Here is a 20,292-nt window from a genome sequence, read left to right as displayed (position 1 = left end):
ACTTTGTTTTGATGCGCCGCGCTTGCGCCCAGCGTGCAGCCGCCGCTGAAATGCACGCATCTGCAAATTCCAGATGCCTCATATGCAAATTTCGATCTGCTCACTCCATGTGCAATGCGCTATATAATTGTGCAACGCAAAAGGAGAAATGCAATGAATATCGCCAACAGGATTGTTGAGTTCTTTCAGCTTGGTAAGGCATACCGCGAACTGGCTCGTATGGATGATGCCGCACTGAAGGACATCGGTGTAAGCCGTTCGGATCTCAAGCGCCGAGTTTACGGTCGCTGATCGTTTTCAGCCAATACCGGTATTGAAGGGCCTGCCTACGCGGGCCTTTGTTGTTTCTGCCCCCCGGGTGGCAGCTGACAGTCGTCGCAAGACTGAAGCGATCAGGAGTTGCGCGGCAACGGCGCCAAGTGGCGGAATTAACAGATAAATGACGAAGTTGCGCGCCCGGGCTTGGTAAATTATTGGGCAGCCCTATGTTGATTGCGAAAACATAAGGAGAAGGCCATGACAAAGAAGATCGCAGTAGTACTCGCAACGGCGGTTCTGGCGCAGTCATTTGCCACGAGTCTTGCCGCTGCCGACCTCAATCGTACTTATGTGGCGCCCGATAGCAGTGACGGCGTCAGAATTGGTGTTCTGGCATGTAACATTGGTGGGGGCATCGGCTATCTGATCGGCTCGGCCAAGACGCTCGAATGCGTCTTCACGCCTGCTGGCGGTGGAACCCCTGATTATTACAGCGGCGCGGTGCGCAAGCTGGGCGTTGATGTCGGCTTCACGACGCGCGGCGGGCTGGTTTGGGCTGTGTTCGCGCCGACCGCCGGCTATCACCGCGGTTCACTGGGCGGCCTTTACCAGGGCATAACCGCTGAGGCGACACTTGCCGGCGGCGTTGGCGCCAATATCCTGATTGGTGGGACCTCAGGATCGATCCACCTGCAGACGATCAGCGTGACCGGCCAACTCGGCCTCAACGTCGCCGCGACGGGAACCTCGGTGACCCTCACGCCTGCTGGCTAGGCAATCCACCCCAGAGCCGCGATGCTATTTGCGTCCGGATGAGAAGACGAGAGAGCCGCCAAGTGCGGCTCTTTCGCATTTGTGCGTGTAGGGTTGCTTTGATTCCCTCGACGCACGCTGACCGTGTTTATGTGGGTGGCACAATTTCTCGCGGTATAGACCGGTGACGATTTTCGACTGTTATTGCGAGAGTCACGAGCTCATCATAAGGCACAGAGTGTTGTTGAGCGTTGAGATTCATTTAATAAGTAATTCTCTAATATAAGTACATGATGGATCTCGAAATTAACGAAATTGCGTGCTAGATGTATTTGGGGATACGTCTGGTGGGCCATGTTGGATCGTAATCGTGACGAGATGTGCAGAAAAGATATTGCCAAGGCTTTTGACGAGTTGACCAGTCAGGCAACTCAGTCCGGATGGCCGGCGCACGAAGCGGCGCTCGTTCTCTATGAGCTCGCCGAGGCTTACCTGATGCAGGCGGGTGCCACGATCATCATCGAAGGATCGATGCAGTCGCAGTTCATCAGTGACCGTTTGAAGGGGTGAGCGGCAGCCGCCTTCCTGCGCAGAGGCAGTGTCGGACCGTTCACATTAATGTTTCCTAACACAACATGAGTTGATAAATGCCGATCCTGCGCGCATAGTAATCGCATTGTCGGCTATGGAAGGGCGGCCGGCTTTTAGGCTGTCTGTGTTGGTAGCCCTGGATGGGACGTGCAGCTCCGATGCTCAAATCCCCTATATTTCCGCGCGATTTGCCGCTGTTCTCGGAAGATCTGAATCTTCTATCGGGGGTCCTCGACGACGTTTGCGAGAACCGGGGCATCAGCCGAAACACGGCGGAAGCCGAGCACATCGGTGCGTTGATCATCCAGCTCTATCGGCAGGGCGTCAAGGACCCCGCCAAGCTCGCGGCTCTCGGCAAAGCCTATCTCTAGCGATCACCCGCCGGAGCAATCAGTCATCATTGGCAGCGTTGAGGTTTTCCGGCCTGATGCCTTCATCGGCCGCCGACCGGGCTTTCAGCCGCACGCCGGGCCCGCCTTCGTCATGATTGCCGCTTGCGATGAAGATGATGCCGGCTGCCTCCAGGGCATGCTTTATGGCGAGCACGGCGTGTGGTTCGCCATTCGCTTCATCTTCTTCGAGTGTTTCGATGGTTGCAATCGGCAGGCCCGAGGCGGCTGCCAGTTGCTCGATGCTCAATCCGGTCATGGCGCGGGCACCGCGCATTTGTGTCGCTGTGATCATAAGGAAAGTCTAGCGCGGCGGCGAGCGTTCGCAAGGGGCTAGCGGTGCGCGCGACGGTTCTCGTTGCGAATATGCCGTGCCTCGAGAGCGACGCAGCCCCAAACAACGCCGAACAGGAGGTAAACGTGGCGCCAGTGGTCGATGTCGATGACATTGCCGATCGCCGCATGGCCGAGAACGGCGATCCACCCGATCATCAGGTATGGTTGCCAGGGCCGATCCTTCAGCAGATTCTTGAAACCCAGGCACAGGGTGCAGCACAGCATGCCGACATAGCTGATGAAGCCGAGCCATCCATAGGTCGTCAGTGACTTCAGCCAGATATTATGCTCGTCCTCAGGAAAGATGGTGCCGAAGACCATCGGCCCTATGCCGAGCGGTCGTTCCATCATCATCGTGAAACCAATGCGGTGTCGCTCGAAGCGCCCGAGATGTTCGCCGTCGTAGTCCTGCACCAGCTGCGCGCGCGTCGAGAAGAGGTCGCTCACTTTGGGAAACTGGAGGGCGATGAGCAGCGATGCCGTCATCATCATGATCGCCGCAAGCGACAGGATGAGAATGCGCAGGCGAAAGGCTCCACTACGCTCCTTCAACAGCATGAGGAAGACGAGCAGCAGCACGCCAAGCAGAAAGAGGCCCCATGCTGCGCGGGAGAAGGAGAGAAAGACGCCGAAGGCGAGGATCAGCAGGGCTCCGGCGCGGATCGGAGCAGACCGCAAATTTCCGGTCAGTATTCCATGGACCAGATAGAGCGAAGGGGGGACCAGAAAGGGGCCGAAAACGTTCGGATCCTGGAAGGCCCCCTTGGCACGGTCATAGAGCGTGAAGACCTCGGCGCCGGGGAAGGCGTGAAAATAGCCAAGGATGCCGAGCGTCGCGGTGATCACCGCGGCAAAGACCCAGGCGTTGAAGATCAACGGCAGGCGCCGGTGGCTGTCTTCGATGATCGCCGCGTAGAACACGGCCGTCAGTGCGAGGAAGCTCGAAACGGCAACATACATCGGTCCGTCGGCGAGATCCCGCATCTGCGTCAACGACAGCATGCCGCCGACGTTGAATGTCATGAGAAGCGCCAGGAGAGGGGCGGTGTAGCGAGATATCCTGAGCCCGAGGATAAACCAGATACCGACTAGGCCGGCCATCCAGAGCTCGTAAGGGGCGGGTTCATTGATAACGAAACCGGACAGGAAGACGCCGAATGCGACCGCAGCCGATCCGATCAGACGCAGCGTCGCCCGCTGCGGATTGGCGACGCGGGAATATGCCGCCTCCACCGTGCTCAATAGGCGTTTTCCGTATTGAACAGCCGGAATGGCGTGAGGAACAGGATCTTCAGATCGAACCAGAGCGACCAGTTTTCGATGTAGTAGAGGTCGTATGCGGTACGGAACTTGATCTTGTCGTCGTTGTCGACCTCGCCGCGCCATCCGTTGATCTGCGCCCAGCCGGTCACGCCTGGCTTGACGCGATGGCGGGCGAAGTAACCTTCGACCACGTCGCCAAAGGCGCGATCACGGGCCTGGGCAAGCACTGCGTGAGGACGTGGCCCGACGAGGGAGAGCTCGCCGCGAAGAACGTTGAAAAGCTGCGGCAGTTCGTCGATCGACGACTTGCGGATGAAGCGGCCAACGGGCGTGACACGCGGATCGCCCTTCGTCACGGCAGCGCGGCCGGTCGGGTCGCCCATGTCGGTATACATGGACCGGAACTTGAAGATGTTGATGACTTCGTTGTTGAAGCCATGCCGCTTCTGCATGAAGAAGACGGGCCCTTTCGAGGTTACCTTGATGGCAATCGCCGTCGCCAGCATGATCGGCCAGACGATCGCGAGCGCGATGACGGCGAAGAAGACGTCGAAGCAACGCTTGGCAACCGAATCCCAATCGCGGATCGGCTTGTTGAATATGTCGAGCATCGGCACCGCGCCGACATGCGAGTAGGCGCGCGGACGAAAGCGCAGGCGGTTCGCATGCGCGGCGAGGCGGATGTCGACCGGCAGGACCCAGAGCTTTTTCAGAAGCTGCAGGATACGGGCCTCGGCGCTGAGCGGTAGCGCGATGATCAGCATGTCGATGCGTGTCATGCGACCGAACTCGACGAGCTCGGCGACCGTGCCGAGCTTGGGATAGCCCGCCACCATGATCGGAGAGCGTTGCTCTCCGCGGTCGTCGAAGATGCCGCAGATACGGATGTCGTTGTCGGGTTGCTGCTCCAGCAGGCGGATCAGGTTCTTTGCCGGTTCACCGCCGCCGACGATGACAGCGCGCCGCTCCATGATGCCGTTGCGCGCCCAGTTGCGGATGCCGTAGGCGATGAGGAAACGCGAACCCAGCAGAAAGACGGCGCCGAGGGCAAACCAGAAGAGATAGGATTGTGCATGCGCCCAGCCGATCCCGCCAAGCAGGCTCGTGGCTGCCGCCGTCAACAGGAAGGCGACCGTCCACGCGGCGAATACCCGAGGCAGCAGCCGAATCCGCGCGCGCAACGACGGAATGGAATAGTTGTCGGTGACCTGTAGCGCCACAACGAGCACAGCCGCAGCGACGGCCGCCGTTGCGGCACGGCCGAGGAAGGTGTCGGTGACATCACCCGGCCAGATGAGGAAGGCAAGGAGACCGATCGCAAACTCCGATACGAACTCGAACAGCCGCAGTTGCCCGATCATGATCGATGGCGAGCGTGTCTCTTCGCTGAATTGCGCGGCGATCTGTCTTGCAAACTCGTTGATCGGCTCGGAAGGCGCTTCAGCTTCCGTGTCGCTGCCACGCAGATTGATGCCGGAAACCTGCTTGCGCAGTGCTTCCAGATCGAATTGACCGTTTTTCTCTGCCTTGTTCATCAGGCTACCGCCGCTGGTTGTCCAAATGGCAATAGCAGAAAGGGACTAAGAAACTTTTACGAAGCAGCCGCAATGCTTTGCTTCGCTTGGTCATCCAGTAGTTCGCGGTACAATTTCAGCACATCGCCAGCCATAACCGAAGACGAGAATACCGCCCTGACGTTTTCTATCGCAGGCATGACCGCATCGTGCCACCCGGGGACGCGGATTGCATCCGCCATCACGCGGGCCAGATCGTCGGCATCTTCGGGCTTCACCAAGGCGGCGCTGTCTACGCCAAGGGCTTCAGGAACACCGCCGACCCGGGTGGCGATGATCGTCTTGCCGGCAGCCAATCCCTCGAGAACGATATAGGGAAGGGCCTCCGCCCGTGATGGTACGACAAGGTTCTGCGCCATCGCGAAGGCCTGCTGCACACGCATTGCTGGCAGCATCCCGATGCGCTTGCCGAGCCCGCGTTCGACCATCATGTCGCGATACTTGTCCCGATCGGGCCCGTCGCCGATCATCAGGGCCGAGAGAGGGCGACCGAGAATCCGCTCGGCCTTTGCGAAGGCGTCTATAAAAAGGTCGGGACCCTTAAGGTCCCGCAGCATCCCGATATAGATGTAATGCACGGCGTCCGATCGCGTGGGTACGGGTGCGAAATCCCGTTCACCGATGCCGTTATAGATCAGCCGCGTTTCCGTTCGCGGGCGTCCGACCTTCCTGGCGTAGGTGTCGCGCTCGTACTCGCAGATGAAGACGAGCGCATCGGTGAAGTATTCCTGCAGCCGCTCCATGCGCAGGACGAACTGCCCGATGAGCGAGGAGCGGGAATAATGTAGGCTTCCACCATGCGCGGTATAGAGGCGGGCTACGCGATACCTGTTCACCCGCAAGGCTGAGCCGGCAAGTCGCGCGAGCACGCCGCCTTTGGCGCCGTGTCCGTGCAGCACATCCGGCCGCAAGCTTTTGATATGTTTGTATGTGTCCCAGATGACGCCGATATCGGAAAAGCTGACCGAGCGGCGGATCGGGACGCGGATCAGACCGAGAGCGAGATAGGGGCGGATTTCGTCAAAAAGGCTGTCCTCGTGCTCGCCGCCGGTCGAACTGTCGCAAATGATGCCGACTTCATGCCCTGCCTTGCTATGCTCGATCACCAGGTCGCGGACATGGCGGAAGATTCCGCCGACCGGGGATCTGAAGCAATGGAGGATGCGAAGAGGGCGCTGTTTGCTCATCAAGGGTCAGAAGAGCCGTTCGCGCACGTAGATCGTGTCGCCTGCGATGATCGCCGAGGAGATGTTGACCCGGCCCGTCAGAACCTGGCCGTTGATCTTGCGTGTGACGTCGACGGCGCCCTGGTTTGCCCTGGCACTGAAGCCACCGGCCACAGCCACGGCATTCTGTACGGTCATGCCCGGGACGTAAGCATATTGGCCGGGCTGGCCGACTTCGCCCATGATGAAGATCGAGCGGTAACGATCGACGTCGATCGTGACGTCGGGATCACGCAGGTAGCCCTGCTTGAGCTTCTGGGCGATTTGGCCCGAGAGTTGCTGCAAGGTGCGACCGCGCGCCGGCACCTGTCCGATGAGCGGGAAGGCGATGTATCCGGCTTGGTCGATCGTGTAGACGTTCGTCATGCTCGGCTGGTCGAATACTGTGATGCGCAAGCGATCGCCGCTATCCAGTGAATAGGGCTGGATCGTCGCCTGATTGAAGGCCTGCGGGGCCGGCTTGTAGCTATTGCAGCCGGCCAACACCGCAGTCACGGCGGCGAGGCTCAGGGCCAGCAGAAGTTTTGGCTGTGCGACAGGCATGCGCAGGTGCTCGCAAGAAATGAATGTGTTCCCCGCTGTTATCATTCCGTTAGGGTTAATAGCCGGTAAAGGGAGGGCATTTTTCCGCTTTCCGGTGTTGACGGCTCCAATGGCTTGCACTGAAGCATTAACCCTTGAGTTACTGTAATCATTTACCTTCGCCGCACGTTTGTTCTTGGAGTACGAGCATGTCCGGCGTAATGGGTCATCAGGATGTGGACATCGATCTTGGCCAGTTGGTCCGTGCGGTATGGGCGCGGCGGCTGAAGGTCGTGGCAATAACCGTGCTCGGGGCAGGGGTCGCTTTCACCGGCGCCAAGATGATGGCGCCGAAATATCGCAGCGAGACACGCATCCTGATCGAGCCGCGTGCTCCGGCTTTCGCGACAGCCCAGGCCAATGACGCCGGCGCCAGCCCGCTTCTCGATGAACTCAACATCGCAAGCCAGGTCCAGCTTCTCCAATCCGCGGATCTGATCAAGCAGGTCATCAACAGCCAGAAGCTTTACGCGCTTCCGGAATTTGACGCCGCGGCCAACGGGTCGGCGCTCAACGATATCCTGATCGCGCTTCATCTGAAGAAGAGCCCTCTGGAGAGCCCACCCGAGGAGCGGGTGATCGATGCGTTCACCGAGCGATTGCAGGTCTACCAGGTCCCCGGTTCGCGGGTGATCGGCATCACCTTCACGTCAAAGGATCCGAAGCTCGCGGCGACCATTCCGAACGCGATGGCTGCGGCGTATCTTGTCAAGCAAAGTGGCGCGAAGCTCGATTCCAATTCGGAGGCGACGCGCTGGCTGGAGCCCGAAATCGAGACCCTTCGCAGGAAGGTGAGCGAGGCGGAGCAGAAGGTTGCCGAATATCGCGCCGAACACGGTCTGCTGCCAACCAACACCGGCACCAATTTTCCGACGCAACAGCTGAACGACATCTCTGCCGAATTGACGCGCGTGCGCGGCGAGCGGGCCAATGCGGAGGCCCGCGCCCGGTCCGTTCGCGACAGCCTGTCATCAGGCGAGCCGTCGGATACCCTTCAGGACATCATGTCCTCGCAGTCGATCCAGCGTCTGAAGGGTACGGAATCTGCCCTCCAATCGCAGATCTCTGATCTTCAGACTTCGTTGCTCAACAATCACCCGCGGCTTAAGAGCCTTCGGGCGCAGCTTGCCGACATCAAGACGCAGATCCGCCAGGAGACGCAAAGAATTCTGTCGAGCATCGAGAACGAGGCCAAAGTTGCGGCCCTCCGTCAGGCTGAGCTTGAGCAGCAATCCGACAAGGTCAAGGCAAGCAGCGCGCAAGCGGGCGAGGACGAAGTCGGCCTCAACGCGCTGGAACGCGAGGCGGTCGCCCAGCGGCAGCTTCTCGAAACCTATCTGTCGCGCTACCGCGAGGCGGCTTCCCGCGCAGACAAGAATTCCAGCCCGGCGGACGCGCGCGTCGTGTCGAATGCCATCCAGCCAGTCGATCCCTATTTCCCGAAGGTCGTCCCGATCGTCACGGTCGTTGCGCTCGCAACCTTCATCCTGACTTCGATCGCAATCATGCTGGCCGAGTTGTTTAGCGGTCGGGCGCTGCGCCCTGTCGGCGTTTCCACAGCCGCTGAGGAGGAGCTGGTCGAGAAGGATGAAAGCGTCCCTTCCGAACCGCGTAGGAGTGCCGCCACACCGAGCATGCTGGCTCTGACAGTAGAGGACGAAGAACATGCCGATGAGGTGGCCGATGTGCTCTCCGAGGAGCCGCCGGTTGACGACAACGAGTTTTCCGTTGCTTCCGTCGCGGAATACCTAATTGGCAGCCGGGCGCCGCTCGCGATCGCGATTTCGCCGACCGGCGATCGCGGTTCGGCAGCCACCGTGTCTCTTGCACGCAAGCTGGCCGATGCGGGGTCGCGTGTGGTTCTGGTCGATATGACGGGGTCCGGCTGCCCGACCGACCTCATGGCGCAGGATCGCGACGCGCTCGGCATCACCGATCTTCTCTGCGGGGAAGCAGCATTCGGCGACACGATCCACGGCGATCGCCTGTCCGATGCGCATCTCATTCCCCAGGGCGTGAGCGATACGCGACGGGCCATGCGCGGCGCCAGCCGCCTTTCGCTGCTGCTGGACGCGCTTGCTTCGGCCTATGATATCGTGCTTGTCGAATGTGGTGCGGCCGACGTCGCAGGCGTCTCACGTCTGACGCAGAGCAAGGATGTTGAAATCATCCTCTCGATGCCTGATATTGTCGAAGACGAGTTTGTCGCCGCGATGACCGCTTTCGAAGCGGCCGGCTACAGCCGTGTCGTACTCATGTCAGGCGACGATCCGGCGGACGACATGATATCGCGCCAGGCGGCGTGATCAGACGCTGGCAACCCTGCGCGTGCGCTGGGCGAATTTGTAGAGACGCTCGCGGCTTTTGACGTAAGCCTTGCCGCGGGTGATGGCGCGATGCACAAGCCCGGCCAGAGACCCTCGCGCGGTGATGGGCAAGACTACGTCATGATGATCTGTTTCGACGGGCGCCCAGGAGCGCTTGTAACCCTGATCACCGAGGCCAAAGTCGAAGAGGCTGACGCCCTTGCCGTGAAGCCCCGAGATCATCTGCCAGAACAGGAACTCACCCGGGCTTGCCTCCGCGGCAATGCCCTCATCGATCGCGCTGAACTGGCAGATAACGTGGTCGGCCTTTCTGGATATGCCGGCGACCGCCGCGATTTTTCCATCATGTTGGCCCTTCAGGCGGATTGCGTGCATTTCCAGTGAAAATGCCTCGCCGGCTCTTGCATCGAGCGCGCCATGCAGGAATGCCTTGGTTTCAGGATCAGCGAAGACGTCAGGCAGGCCCATGGCCGCGAAGCGTTCACGCTTCATCTGAAAGAAGCGGTCGAGAAGCCAATGCTGTTCCTCCGAGCGACCGCCGGCGACATAGTCGAAGCCGCCGAGCGCTTCGAGCCGCTTGGACTGCACCCGGAACTTCTTGCGTCGACCCTTTGCGTTCAGCTGGGCGAGCGTCGCTTCGAAGGTCTCCAGCAGCGGAAGCTGGTAGGCGTGATTTTGGTTTTGCACCATCGGCAACGCGGCGAGCGGATTTTGACGCTCACGCCAGATCAACGGAATGTTCTGGAGCAGCAGAAGATCGGCTCGCCCGCGCAGGGCCACTCGCAACTGTTCTGCGAAGCTGCGGTCGGCGACGAAATCGGCCGAAAACAGGCCGGTGTTGATGTTGCTGTGATCGGCGGCGATGAATTTGGCGATCCGTCCGCCGTATGACGGAACGATCTCGACAGGCAGGATGAAAACCGTCCGCCCGCCCGATCTCCCGCGCATGATGGCGAGAGCGCGGCCGTGTGCCCGGACCCAGGCAGCGCACCAGTCGTAGCCCTGATGCAGCGAGTTTAAGGCGTCCTTCTCAAGCGCGCGCCACTCCTTCTCGAGGGGCTCGATCGCATCCACGATGTCGATCTCGCAGGTGCTGGCTATCGGCGCTGAAACGCCATCCCGGCCGCCGCCCAGGGGCTCATCATCGACATGAAGCATCTGCGTTTGCACTAGGACTCTCCGGTCAAGCTCGTTGCGCGAAGAGAATAGAGGGCGGAAGCGTGGATTTTGTTTATGCCGTCGCGTCCGCCGGGATTTCCGCCGATCACGGTTATCCGGCGATTAACGCTTACTGCTGCTTAGGGCCGGCCATCCACTTTATGATGACCATCGCCGGCAGCACCCAGAGCAGGCCGCTCAGTGCGAAATAGAGCAGGTGACCCCACCAGGGCGCATCTCCGAGCGTCGCAACCGCGATGGTATTCGCGAGCAGCGCATAGCAGAGCACGAGAACGACGATGAGGATCGTGCCGATGAACTTGCGAAGGCGAACGGGCATCGATTGTCTTTCAAAAGAGATTGGCAGCCGCCGCGACGGCATGCCGCAAAGGTTCGGGGCTTGTTTTGCATGAGCCGCTAAGGCAAATCAACAGCGCAGACAAGGAGCAGTCATGAGCATCGCGAATACGACCATCGAGAAGCAGCTGTTGCAGGAAGTGCGCACGCAGGACAGCAACCGCCGCGTCGTCCGCATCTGGCTCGGGTTCGTTCTCCTGGCGCTCTTCTGTCTTGTGATCGTCGGCGGCGCCACCCGGTTGACCAATGCCGGCCTGTCCATCACCGAGTGGAAGCCCATCCACGGCGTGATCCCGCCGCTGAATGCAGCCGAATGGGAAGAAGAGTTCAAGCTCTACCAGCGCATTCCCGAATATCAGGTGCTCAACAGCGACATGACGGTCGAGCAGTTCAAGGGGATATTCTGGTGGGAATGGGCGCATCGGCTGATTGCTCGCGGCATTGGGGTGATCTTCGCGTTGCCGCTGTTTTATTTCTGGGCGACCGGTCGGATCGAGAAGCGCCTCCGCTGGCCACTGGTCGGCATTCTTGCGCTCGGCGGTCTGCAGGGCGCGATCGGCTGGTGGATGGTGTCGTCGGGTCTCTCCGTTCGCACCGATGTTAGCCAGTACCGGCTCGCCACGCATCTGGTCATGGCGTGTCTGATCTTTGCGTCCTGCATGTGGATCATGCGGGGACTGTCGCCGCACTCTGACGATGCGCCGCCGACGTCAAGTTCGCGCGCCTGGGCTGGTGCCATCGCCATTTTCGCGCTGTTCCAGATCTATCTCGGGGCGCTCGTCGCTGGGCTCGATGCCGGTTTCACCTATAACACCTGGCCTTTGATGGACGGTGCAGTCGTCCCGTCCGATCTCCTGATACAGCAGCCGGCCTGGATCAACTTCTTCGAAAATCCCAAGACGGTGCAGTTCATTCACCGCGTCGGAGCCTACACGCTGTTTGCGCTGACGCTGGTCAACATGATCATCGCGCTCAGTGCGGCGCCTTCGACAACGCATGCGCGCCGCGCCGTCGTCCTTTTTGCGCTCGTCGTCGTCCAGGCGTCGATCGGTATCGCGACACTGCTACTTCACGTCCCACTCCATTGGGGACTGCTGCACCAAGCGGGCGCACTTGTCGTCTTCGGCTTCGCGGTCGCCAACTGGCGCGGCTTCTATGGCGAATACCCGCGCAAGACGGTGATCTCCGAGCGCGACTAGCGCTCCACCTGCTCGCAGGCGAATGCCGAGACAGAGAGATTTTTAGTTTCGTTTGTCGAATCGGGCCTCCCATCGCCGTCCTTGTCAGAACGTAGAAAGGGCGGGAGGCCAGCATGCGACAGCTCAAGGTGTTTCTCAGCATTTCCGTGGACGGCTATTTCGCCGATGAACGCGGCGACATGAGCTGGGCTCATGCCGATGATTCGGATTTCAAGGCATTCGTGGCAGCCAATGCCGGTTCAGGAAATACGCTTGTCATGGGCCGCGTGACCTACGATCTCATGGCCTCCTATTGGCCGACCGATATGGCGAAACGGAACGATCCCGCTGTCGCCGCCGCAATGAACGAATTGCCGAAGATCGTCTTTTCAAGAACGATGCGAGAAGCAAACTGGAACAACACCAAGGTGCTCCACGGTGACGCTGTGCCAGCGATGCAGGCCCTCAAGAACGAGGAGGGCAGGGATATGGTGATCCTCGGCAGCGGCAGCACCGCAAGACTGTTTGCGGAAGCCGGCCTTGTCGACAGCTTTCAGTTCGTCGTCGTGCCGCTTGTGCTCGGTGGAGGGCGTGCGGCGCTTGCCGGTCTTTCGCGTCGCTTGCCGCTGACGCTGGAGGACAGCAGGACATTCAAGAACGGAATGGTGGTTCTCACATATCGCCCCGGCTGATCCACCCAGGCTTGCAGCTTCATCGGGTGCCATAACGAAAAATCCGGCCGCGTTGCCGCAGCCGGATCGTTATCATTCCCTTGTGGGGATCAGTCTCAGAAGAAACCGCGACGCTGCCACCAGCCAGCCTTCTTGGGCTTGCCGTCGTTGTCGGTCGGTTCAGTGCGGGTCGACGTTACCGTCGGCTCGGAAGAAGAGATGTTCGATTCGCGGTTCGCGCGCACCGGCTTTGCGTCTTCGTCGGCCGGCGTTGCGAGATCTGCGACCGCCTCGATGGTTTCTGCTTCAGCGACCGGAGCAGCCTCTTCGGCAGGAACGGCCTCGACCACCGGCTCTTCGACCGGCGACGCCTTGCGGCTCCGGCGAGCGCGCTTCGGCTTCACGTCTTCGGTGACAGATGCGGCCGCTTCCACGGCAGCCATTGCCGATTGGGCCTCGACAGCTTCCTCAGCAACAGTCTCGATGACCTCGCCCTCGGTTACGACTGCCTCGTCGGCTGCAGCGACATCGCCAGCTTCCGCCTCGGCATCATCGCTCTCGCCATCAGCGTTCTGCTCGGCACCTTCTTCGCGGCTCCGGCGACCGCCACGCTTGCCGCGACGGCGGCGCTTGCGGCGCTGGGCGTCATCGCCCTCGGTGCGCTCTTCGGTCGCCGCAGCTGCGGTAGCGCCTTCGGCATCATCACCCTCGTCGTCGCCTTCGTCCTCGTCGCCAGCGGCGAGTTCGGAAGCAGAATCACCGGATGCCTGCTGCTCGGCATTGCCGTTGCGACCGCGACGGCGGCGGCGACGCTTGCGCTTGCGCCCGTCACCTTCACCTTCGGCGCGAGCCGCCGGGCGCTCGGCAGCTGCCGGCTTTTCTTCCAGTTCTTCGTCTTCCTCTTCATCCGCCTCGATGACGATATCGTCGTCATCGTCGTCAGGGATGGCTGCGAAGTTGAAGAGCGTCTCGATCTTGACCGGGTTTTCGACGGCTTCGCCGCGATCGATCGCGAAATGCTGTGCCCCGACGGAGCCGTCCGCATCGATGATGATCGAGACGCCGAAGCGTGCTTCGTAATCGATGATCGTCTGGCGCTTGTGGTTGAGCAGATAGAGCGCGATGTCAGGCGTCGTGCGAACCGTGATGTCGTGCGTCGTGTTCTTGAGCAGGTATTCCTCGATGCCGCGCAGGACATGCAGGGCAACGGAAGACTGCGACCGGACGTGACCGGTGCCGCCGCAATGCGAGCAGACCTGGGTCGTCGATTCGAGAACGGAAGCACGGATGCGCTGGCGCGACATTTCGAGCAGGCCGAAGTGCGAGATGCGGCCGACCTGGATACGAGCGCGGTCGTTCTTCAGGCATTCCTTCAACTTCTTCTCGACGGCGCGGTTGTTGCGCTTTTCTTCCATGTCGATGAAGTCGATAACGATGAGGCCGGCAAGGTCGCGCAGGCGCAGCTGACGCGCTACTTCGTCGGCAGCCTCAAGGTTCGTCTGCAGCGCGGTATCTTCGATCGAATGTTCACGCGTCGAACGGCCGGAGTTGACGTCGATCGATACCAGCGCTTCGGTCTGGTTCATGATCAGGTAGCCGCCGGACTTCAGGGTCACCTGCGGCTGAAGCATGCGATCGAGCTGCGCTTCGATACCGGAGCGCGAGAAGATCGGATGAATGTCGCGGTAAGGCTGAACCACCTTGGCGTGGCTCGGCATCAGCATCTTCATGAAGTCTTTCGCTTCACGATAGCCTTCCTCGCCGGCAACGATGATCTCGCCGATATCCTTGTTATAGAGGTCGCGGATCGAACGCTTGATCAGCGAACCTTCCTCGTAGACGAGGCAGGGAGCTGTCGAAGCAAGCGTGAGCGTGCGGACGTTTTCCCACAGACGCATGAGGTATTCGAAGTCGCGCTTGACCTCGACCTTGGTGCGGTTGGCGCCGGCGGTGCGCAGGATGACGCCCATGCCCTGCGGCACTTCGAGCATCCGTGCGATTTCCTTGAGGCGCTTGCGATCCTGCGGATTGGTGATCTTGCGGGAGATGCCGCCGCCACGTGCGGTGTTCGGCATCAGAACAGAGTAGCGGCCGGCAAGCGACAGATACGTCGTAAGCGCTGCACCCTTGTTGCCGCGTTCTTCCTTGGCAACCTGCACGAGGAGAATCTGGCGACGCTTGATGACTTCCTGGATACGGTACTGCTTGCGCGGCTTGCGCTGCACGCGATCCGGAACTTCTTCCATCGCATCTTCGGCGCCGACGCTCTCGATCACTTCTTCTTCGTGATCATGATCGTCGTCGTCATCATCGTCACCGCCGCGGCGGCGGGCATCGACGTCTTCGGAGATCGAGTCGGTTTCGACCATTGCAGCCATCTCGCCGCCGGTCGAGCCATCGTCTTCGCTGTCGACGGCAGCCGTAGCTTCCGGTTCGCTTGCTGTCTCTGCATCGGCTGCAGGCGCTGCCTTCTTTCGGCTGCGACGCGGCTTGGCTGCCTTCTTGGCAGGCGCAGCCTCTTCCGTGACTTCGGCCACGACCTCAACTGCTTCGACCGCTGCCTCGACGGCTACGGGTTCGTCGTCGCTGGCAACGATGCCGATGTCGGGCTGTGCCTGCGTCGAGAGATCGACGGTTGCGGTTTCGACATGCTCGACGTCGTCGTCGCGGCGATGCTCTTCAGCTTCCGCGCGCAATAGCGCCTGCCGGTCCGCAAGCGGGATCTGGTAATAATCGGGATGGATTTCGGCAAAGGCCAGGAAGCCGTGCCGGTTGCCGCCGTAGTCCACGAACGCGGCCTGTAGCGAGGGTTCGACCCTCGTTACCTTTGCGAGATAGATGTTGCCGCGAATTTGCTTCTTATGCTGTGACTCGAAGTCAAATTCTTCTATGCGGTTCCCGCGAACGACAACGACGCGCGTCTCTTCCTCGTGAGACGCGTCGATAAGCATTTTGTCTGCCATGTAAGCTGTGCTCCTCGGCGCAGTCGAGCGCCAGCAACTCCTCCTGTCGATAGTACAGAAAGAGTGCTGCCCGCCATTGCAGCGCCGGATAGTGAAAGTCGCGATTGGTGCGGTGTGGAAGGCAGCAGCCAGACAACAGCGGGGAAGCTTTTCTCCCGGGGCCTGTAGACTTCAGATAAAACCTGCTGCGACACCATCAAAGACCAAGCGAGATCGACAAAACTAAGACCCTATTCAGGTCCGATGAGTTTGCTCTCTCTTTAAAGAGCGGTTGGTGGCTATCCACCGATGAAGTTTCCGAACTATCCGGAAAATCCAGGATCCATTGTCGAGTAAAAACATGTGAGACGGCGGACGATTGCCGGTTGTGGCGCCAGGTCCTTTGCGGTTGGCTGCCGTGTCGGCGACTCTATCCCGTCAGTGCTTCTACCCTGAAAAACCTTGTATGTTTTCTCCGTCACAATAGCAAGGGAAAAGCCAAATGTGCCATAATATTGATGGATTTGGCGAAGCATACACAGACAGGATGAGGGGTGCCGATTCTGACGGTGCGCATGGGGGCTGTACTTCAGCCGCTTTCGCGTCTGCCGCGCAGGATCCATCACAGATGTTATTTAAGGTGTGGCGGTCGATTGTTTAAGAGGATGCGACGCGCGACGGTGGTCTCCGGTTTGCGAAAGAACAATTTCCTTGGATGTGTGATCGCGGCGGCCATCACGACGATGGCGCCTGCGGTCGTCCATGCGACCGATACGGCGTCTGCTGAGCCGCTGCTGGCCTATGGCGCCCGCATTGTGGGAGACGATGCCCGTACGCGGATCGTGATCGATTTCGATCGCGCGCCGACGTTTTCGATTCATTACATTGCCAATCCCGAGCGCGTCGTCGTCGACCTGCCTGCGACCGCCTTCGGCTTTCCGGCCAAGGACCTCGAGGCGAGGGGGCTGTTCAAGGATATCCGTTACGGCAAGATGGATGAGGACAGCGCGCGCATCGTGCTCACGGCAACCAAGCCGCTGAAGATCGGGCTGGCAAAGGTCCAGGCCGACGAAGGCGGCAAGGGGCAGCGACTGGTGCTCGAGGCCGAAATTTCAGACAAAGAGAAGTTTGATGAGTTGGTCAAAGCCCAGTCCTGGGCTGAGCCGGCTGCTCCTGACGTGACGAGCGCGATCCCTTTACCGGCACAGCCCGGCAGCGGCGATTTCATCGTTGCCGTCGACGCTGGACACGGCGGTATCGATACCGGTGCCATCGGCATCGATACCAAAACGCAGGAGAAGGATGTGACCTTGGCCTTCGCCCGGGCGCTTGCCGATCGCCTCAACCGCGAGCCCGGCATCAAGGCATTTCTCACGCGCAAGGATGACAGTTTCCTGTCGTTGTCGGAGCGGGTGGAGATCGCCAGGCAAAATCATGCCGGTCTCTTCGTTTCGATGCACGCCGATACGCTGAAGCAGAAGGATATCCGCGGCGCCACCGTCTATACGATCTCCGACAAGGCCTCGGATAAACTCGCAGCAGATCTTGCCGAACGAGAAAATCTTTCCGATCAGATCGCCGGAAAGGCTGCGGCTACGGAGCCGCCGGAGGTCGCCGACATTCTTCTCGATCTCACGCGTCGTGAAACGCAGGCCTTTTCGATCTCTCTTGCTGAGAGCGTTCTGGCGTCTTTCAAGGATCAGGTCGGGACGATCAACAATCCGCATCGTCACGCGGGATTCCGCGTCCTGCAGGCGCCTGACGTTCCCTCGATCCTGCTCGAGCTGGGCTTCCTGTCCAACAAGGACGACGAGAAGCTCCTGTTGGACGACGTGTGGCGCGGGAAAATGGCCGATCTTCTGACCGAGGCGGTTAAGCACTATCATTCTTCCATGGTGGCGAATGGTGGTTGAACGCCTGCGTGGCGCAGATGTTACAGTCAGCTGCGTAACGCTGTCGGAGTATGGGAATAGGGCGCTCGGGCCCTATTTTGCTCACATTCGCGCCGTTACTCCCCGCTATGTTTTTGATGGCCGAACGGAAACGGCTTGTGGCGATAACGCTCATGGAGTAAGTCGCCAAACGTGCAAAACGCCCCGATCCATGCGATTGTTATGCTCGCGCCGATCGATGATTGAGATACCGGTAGCTTAGATATGATCAGACTTCTTGGATATTTCTTCGGAGTGGCTTGCGTCCTGTTTTTGGGCGTCGCGGCCGTCGTTGCTGTCTATCTTGCGACGGTCACGAAGGATCTTCCCAACTACGCTGTGCTGAGCAGCTATGAACCACCGGTGACGACACGCGTGCATGCCGGGAACGGCGCGCTGATGGCCGAATACGCCAAGGAACGCAGACTTTTCCTGCCGATCCAGGCGGTTCCCGATCGCGTCAAGGCGGCCTTCCTGTCTGCTGAAGACAAGAACTTCTACCAGCATCCCGGTATCGATGTCACAGGCTTCGGGCGCGCCGTCGTCGCGTACCTGACCGGCGGTCCGACCCAGGGCGGCTCGACCATCACCCAGCAGGTCGCCAAGAACTTCCTGCTCTCGAGCGAGCAGACGATGGAACGCAAGGCGAAGGAGGCCATTCTCTCTTTCCGGATCGAGCAGGCCTACAGCAAGGACAAGATCCTCGAGCTCTATCTGAACGAAATCTTCTTCGGCCTGAATTCCTACGGCATCGCCAGTGCCGCACTCACCTATTTCAACAAGTCGGTCAATGAACTGACGATCGCCGATGCTGCCTATCTGGCATCGCTGCCAAAGGGTCCGGCAAATTATCATCCATTCCGCCATCCCGAAGCTGCGATCACACGTCGTAACTGGGTTATCGACCGCATGGTCGAAAACGGTTACGTCAGCCAGTCGGATGGTGCCGAAGCAAAACAGCAGCCGCTTGGTGTAACCGGCCGCACGAGTGGTCCCTCGCTCTTCGCATCCGGCTATTTCGCCGAAGCCGTCCGCCGGCAGCTGATCGACCAGTACGGGGAAAAGGCGCTCTATGAAGGCGGTCTCTCTGTCCGCACCTCGTTCGATCCGCAATTGCAGGTATTCGCGCGCAAGGCTCTCCAGGATGGTCTGACAACCTATGACGAACGTCGTGGTTTCCACGGCCCGCTCAAGCAAATCGATACGACTGCCGATTGGGGCAAGGCGCTTGCTGATATCCCGGCCCTGAGCGATGTGCCGGAATGGCGCCTGGCGGTGGTGCTCGCTGTCGCCGACGACAGCGTCGACATCGGGCTGCAGCCGGCAAAGGATGGCGCGGGAAAAGTTCCTGCCGAGCGGGAACGCGGCGTGATCCAGGCAAAGAACATGCAGTGGGCCTACCGCTCCTCCACCGGCGGCAAAACGGCCAAGTCTCCCCAAGGCGTGCTTTCGGCCGGGGATGTCGTCTATGTCGAGCGCCTGGGCGACGACAACTCGACCTCTTACCGCCTGCGTCAGCCGCCGAAGGTCGAGGGCGGCTTGGTCGCCATGGACCCGAAGACCGGCCGTGTCTTGGCGATGGTCGGCGGATTCTCCTACTCGCAGTCCGAATTTAACCGCGCAACGCAGGCAATGCGCCAGCCGGGCTCCTCCTTCAAGCCGTTTGTCTATGCAGCGGCCATGGACAATGGCTATACGCCTGCCTCCGTCGTTAGCGACGATCCGCTTGAGATCCAGACCGGCAATGGCCAGGTATGGGCGCCTGATAACTATGAAGGCGAGGGCGGCGGCGCCAACACCTTGCGCTTTGCGATCGAGCACTCGCGCAACCGCATGACGGTCCGCCTTGCCAACGATCTCGGCATGAATGTTGTGGCCGAATATGCGGAACGCTTCGGCATCTATGACAAGATGATGCCGGTTCTGGCCATGTCGCTGGGCTCCGGCGAGACAACCGTCATGCGCATGGTTTCGGCCTATTCAGTCATCGCCAACGGTGGCAAGCAGATCAAGCCGACGCTGATCGACCGTATCCAGGACCGCTACGGCAAGACGATCTTCAAACACGAGGAGCGTGTCTGCGAGGGCTGCAATGCCAGCGACTGGCAGAGCCAGGATGAGCCGAACGTCGTGGATAACCGCGAAACCGTCCTCGATCCGATGACCTCTTACCAGATCACGTCGATGATGCAGGGCGTTATCCAGCGCGGTACCGCAGCCGGCAAGGTTCAGCTCGGTACCCGTGACGTTGCCGGCAAGACCGGCACCACGAACGATGAAAAGGATGCATGGTTCGTCGGCTTCACGCCCGATCTCGTTGCCGGCCTTTATATCGGATTCGATTCTCCGTCGACGCTTGGACGTGGCGGCACCGGCGGTTCGCTGTCTGCGCCGATCTTCAACGAGTTCATGCAGGCTGCCGTCAAGGACATGCCGGAATCCAAGTTCGTTATTCCGGCCGGCATGAATCTCATCCCGATCGACCGCAAGACCGGCATGGCCGCTGTGCAGGGCGATCCGAATACTATCATCGAGGCATTCAAACCTGGCACCGGACCCGCGGACAGCTTCTCTGTCATCGGCATGGACAGCACGATGGCTCCCGAGGAGATCCTGAAGACGTCGCCGCAGGCAAACCAGGCGGTCCAGTCGGGCGCCGGCGGTCTCTACTAAGCCTTTCACAGGACAGATGTGGCGGTTGCGGCTTTACATCCGCAGCCGCCACAATTATTTGACGGACGACTTTTCAAGCAACG

The 20,292-nt window shown here is 60.1% G+C and carries 17 protein-coding genes; 9 read left to right on the top strand and 8 right to left on the bottom strand.

Features of this window, described 5'->3' with window-relative positions; genetic code table 11:
- Positions 1–153: 153 nt before the first annotated feature.
- The 4 genes from QTL94_RS05650 to QTL94_RS05635 all read left to right on the top strand — a co-directional run bounded on the left by QTL94_RS05650 (position 154) and on the right by QTL94_RS05635 (position 1,973).
- On the top strand, positions 154–291 hold the full coding sequence (locus tag QTL94_RS05650; RefSeq protein WP_083199267.1) for a DUF1127 domain-containing protein: 138 nt from the start codon (positions 154–156) through the stop codon (positions 289–291).
- A gap of 225 nt (positions 292–516) precedes the next feature.
- On the top strand, positions 517–1,032 hold the full coding sequence (locus QTL94_RS05645; protein ID WP_065690105.1) for a DUF992 domain-containing protein: 516 nt from the start codon (positions 517–519) through the stop codon (positions 1,030–1,032).
- A 333-nt stretch (positions 1,033–1,365) separates the two neighbouring features.
- On the top strand, positions 1,366–1,581 hold the full coding sequence (locus QTL94_RS05640; RefSeq protein WP_065690106.1) for a hypothetical protein: 216 nt from the start codon (positions 1,366–1,368) through the stop codon (positions 1,579–1,581).
- 179 nt (positions 1,582–1,760) lie between these two features.
- Complete coding sequence (locus QTL94_RS05635) at positions 1,761–1,973, top strand: hypothetical protein (protein WP_065690107.1); 213 nt, start codon at positions 1,761–1,763, stop codon at positions 1,971–1,973.
- A 19-nt stretch (positions 1,974–1,992) separates the two neighbouring features.
- On the opposite strand, the gene QTL94_RS05630 is transcribed toward QTL94_RS05635, so the two are convergent.
- Genes QTL94_RS05630 through QTL94_RS05610 form a run of 5 tightly spaced genes read right to left on the bottom strand, consistent with a single transcriptional unit; the run spans position 1,993 to position 6,933 of the window.
- Positions 1,993–2,286, bottom strand: coding sequence for a helix-turn-helix domain-containing protein (locus tag QTL94_RS05630; protein ID WP_065690108.1), 294 nt, complete (start codon positions 2,284–2,286; stop codon positions 1,993–1,995).
- 38 nt (positions 2,287–2,324) lie between these two features.
- The gene (locus tag QTL94_RS05625) at positions 2,325–3,569 is read right to left on the bottom strand and encodes an O-antigen ligase family protein (RefSeq protein ID WP_289800856.1); all 1,245 of its coding nucleotides are present in this window, start codon (positions 3,567–3,569) and stop codon (positions 2,325–2,327) included.
- A complete protein-coding gene (locus tag QTL94_RS05620) occupies positions 3,566–5,125 on the bottom strand; it encodes an undecaprenyl-phosphate glucose phosphotransferase (protein ID WP_289800855.1) in 1,560 nt (519 codons plus the stop codon). The genes QTL94_RS05625 and QTL94_RS05620 overlap by 4 nt, the downstream gene beginning before the upstream one ends.
- A 56-nt stretch (positions 5,126–5,181) precedes the next feature.
- Positions 5,182–6,351: a glycosyltransferase gene (locus tag QTL94_RS05615; protein WP_289800854.1), complete on the bottom strand. Its 1,170-nt coding sequence runs from the start codon at positions 6,349–6,351 to the stop codon at positions 5,182–5,184.
- Positions 6,352–6,357: 6 nt separating this feature from the next.
- Complete coding sequence (locus QTL94_RS05610; protein ID WP_289800853.1) at positions 6,358–6,933, bottom strand: polysaccharide biosynthesis/export family protein; 576 nt, start codon at positions 6,931–6,933, stop codon at positions 6,358–6,360.
- Between the two features lie 188 nt (positions 6,934–7,121).
- Here QTL94_RS05610 and QTL94_RS05605 point away from each other — a divergent pair, with 188 nt between their 5' ends.
- The gene (locus QTL94_RS05605) at positions 7,122–9,278 is read left to right on the top strand and encodes a GumC family protein (RefSeq protein ID WP_289800852.1); all 2,157 of its coding nucleotides are present in this window, start codon (positions 7,122–7,124) and stop codon (positions 9,276–9,278) included.
- Here the strand turns inward: QTL94_RS05605 and QTL94_RS05600 are convergent, their stop codons facing one another.
- Together QTL94_RS05600 and QTL94_RS05595 are read right to left on the bottom strand one after the other, a co-directional pair.
- Positions 9,279–10,469, bottom strand: coding sequence for a GNAT family N-acetyltransferase (locus tag QTL94_RS05600; protein ID WP_502944105.1), 1,191 nt, complete (start codon positions 10,467–10,469; stop codon positions 9,279–9,281). It abuts the gene before it with no gap.
- Positions 10,470–10,587: 118 nt separating this feature from the next.
- A complete protein-coding gene (locus QTL94_RS05595) occupies positions 10,588–10,797 on the bottom strand; it encodes a DUF2842 domain-containing protein (RefSeq protein ID WP_289800851.1) in 210 nt (69 codons plus the stop codon).
- 112 nt (positions 10,798–10,909) lie between these two features.
- On the opposite strand from QTL94_RS05595, the gene QTL94_RS05590 reads away from it, so the two are divergent.
- Both QTL94_RS05590 and QTL94_RS05585 read left to right on the top strand, forming a co-directional pair.
- A complete protein-coding gene (locus tag QTL94_RS05590; RefSeq protein ID WP_289800850.1) occupies positions 10,910–12,013 on the top strand; it encodes a COX15/CtaA family protein in 1,104 nt (367 codons plus the stop codon).
- A 113-nt stretch (positions 12,014–12,126) separates the two neighbouring features.
- A complete protein-coding gene (locus tag QTL94_RS05585) occupies positions 12,127–12,684 on the top strand; it encodes a dihydrofolate reductase family protein (RefSeq protein ID WP_289800849.1) in 558 nt (185 codons plus the stop codon).
- 95 nt (positions 12,685–12,779) lie between these two features.
- Here the strand turns inward: QTL94_RS05585 and QTL94_RS05580 are convergent, their stop codons facing one another.
- Positions 12,780–15,626 (bottom strand): Rne/Rng family ribonuclease, encoded by a 2,847-nt coding sequence (locus QTL94_RS05580; protein ID WP_289800848.1) that lies wholly within the window; start codon positions 15,624–15,626, stop codon positions 12,780–12,782.
- A 632-nt stretch (positions 15,627–16,258) separates the two neighbouring features.
- Here QTL94_RS05580 and QTL94_RS05575 point away from each other — a divergent pair.
- Positions 16,259–17,518 carry an N-acetylmuramoyl-L-alanine amidase gene (locus QTL94_RS05575; protein WP_198928663.1) on the top strand — a complete coding sequence of 420 codons (1,260 nt, stop codon included), beginning with the start codon at positions 16,259–16,261 and terminating at the stop codon, positions 17,516–17,518.
- 243 nt (positions 17,519–17,761) lie between these two features.
- Positions 17,762–20,209 carry a penicillin-binding protein 1A gene (locus QTL94_RS05570; RefSeq protein ID WP_289800847.1) on the top strand — a complete coding sequence of 816 codons (2,448 nt, stop codon included), beginning with the start codon at positions 17,762–17,764 and terminating at the stop codon, positions 20,207–20,209.
- Positions 20,210–20,292: the final 83 nt, after the last annotated feature.

The sequence above is a fragment of the Rhizobium sp. S96 genome, assembly GCF_030382195.1.
In the GTDB taxonomy this organism is placed as follows: domain Bacteria; phylum Pseudomonadota; class Alphaproteobacteria; order Rhizobiales; family Rhizobiaceae; genus Rhizobium.
The sequence above is the reverse complement of the archived record's forward strand: the minus strand, read 5'-3'. Positions and strand labels throughout refer to the sequence as shown.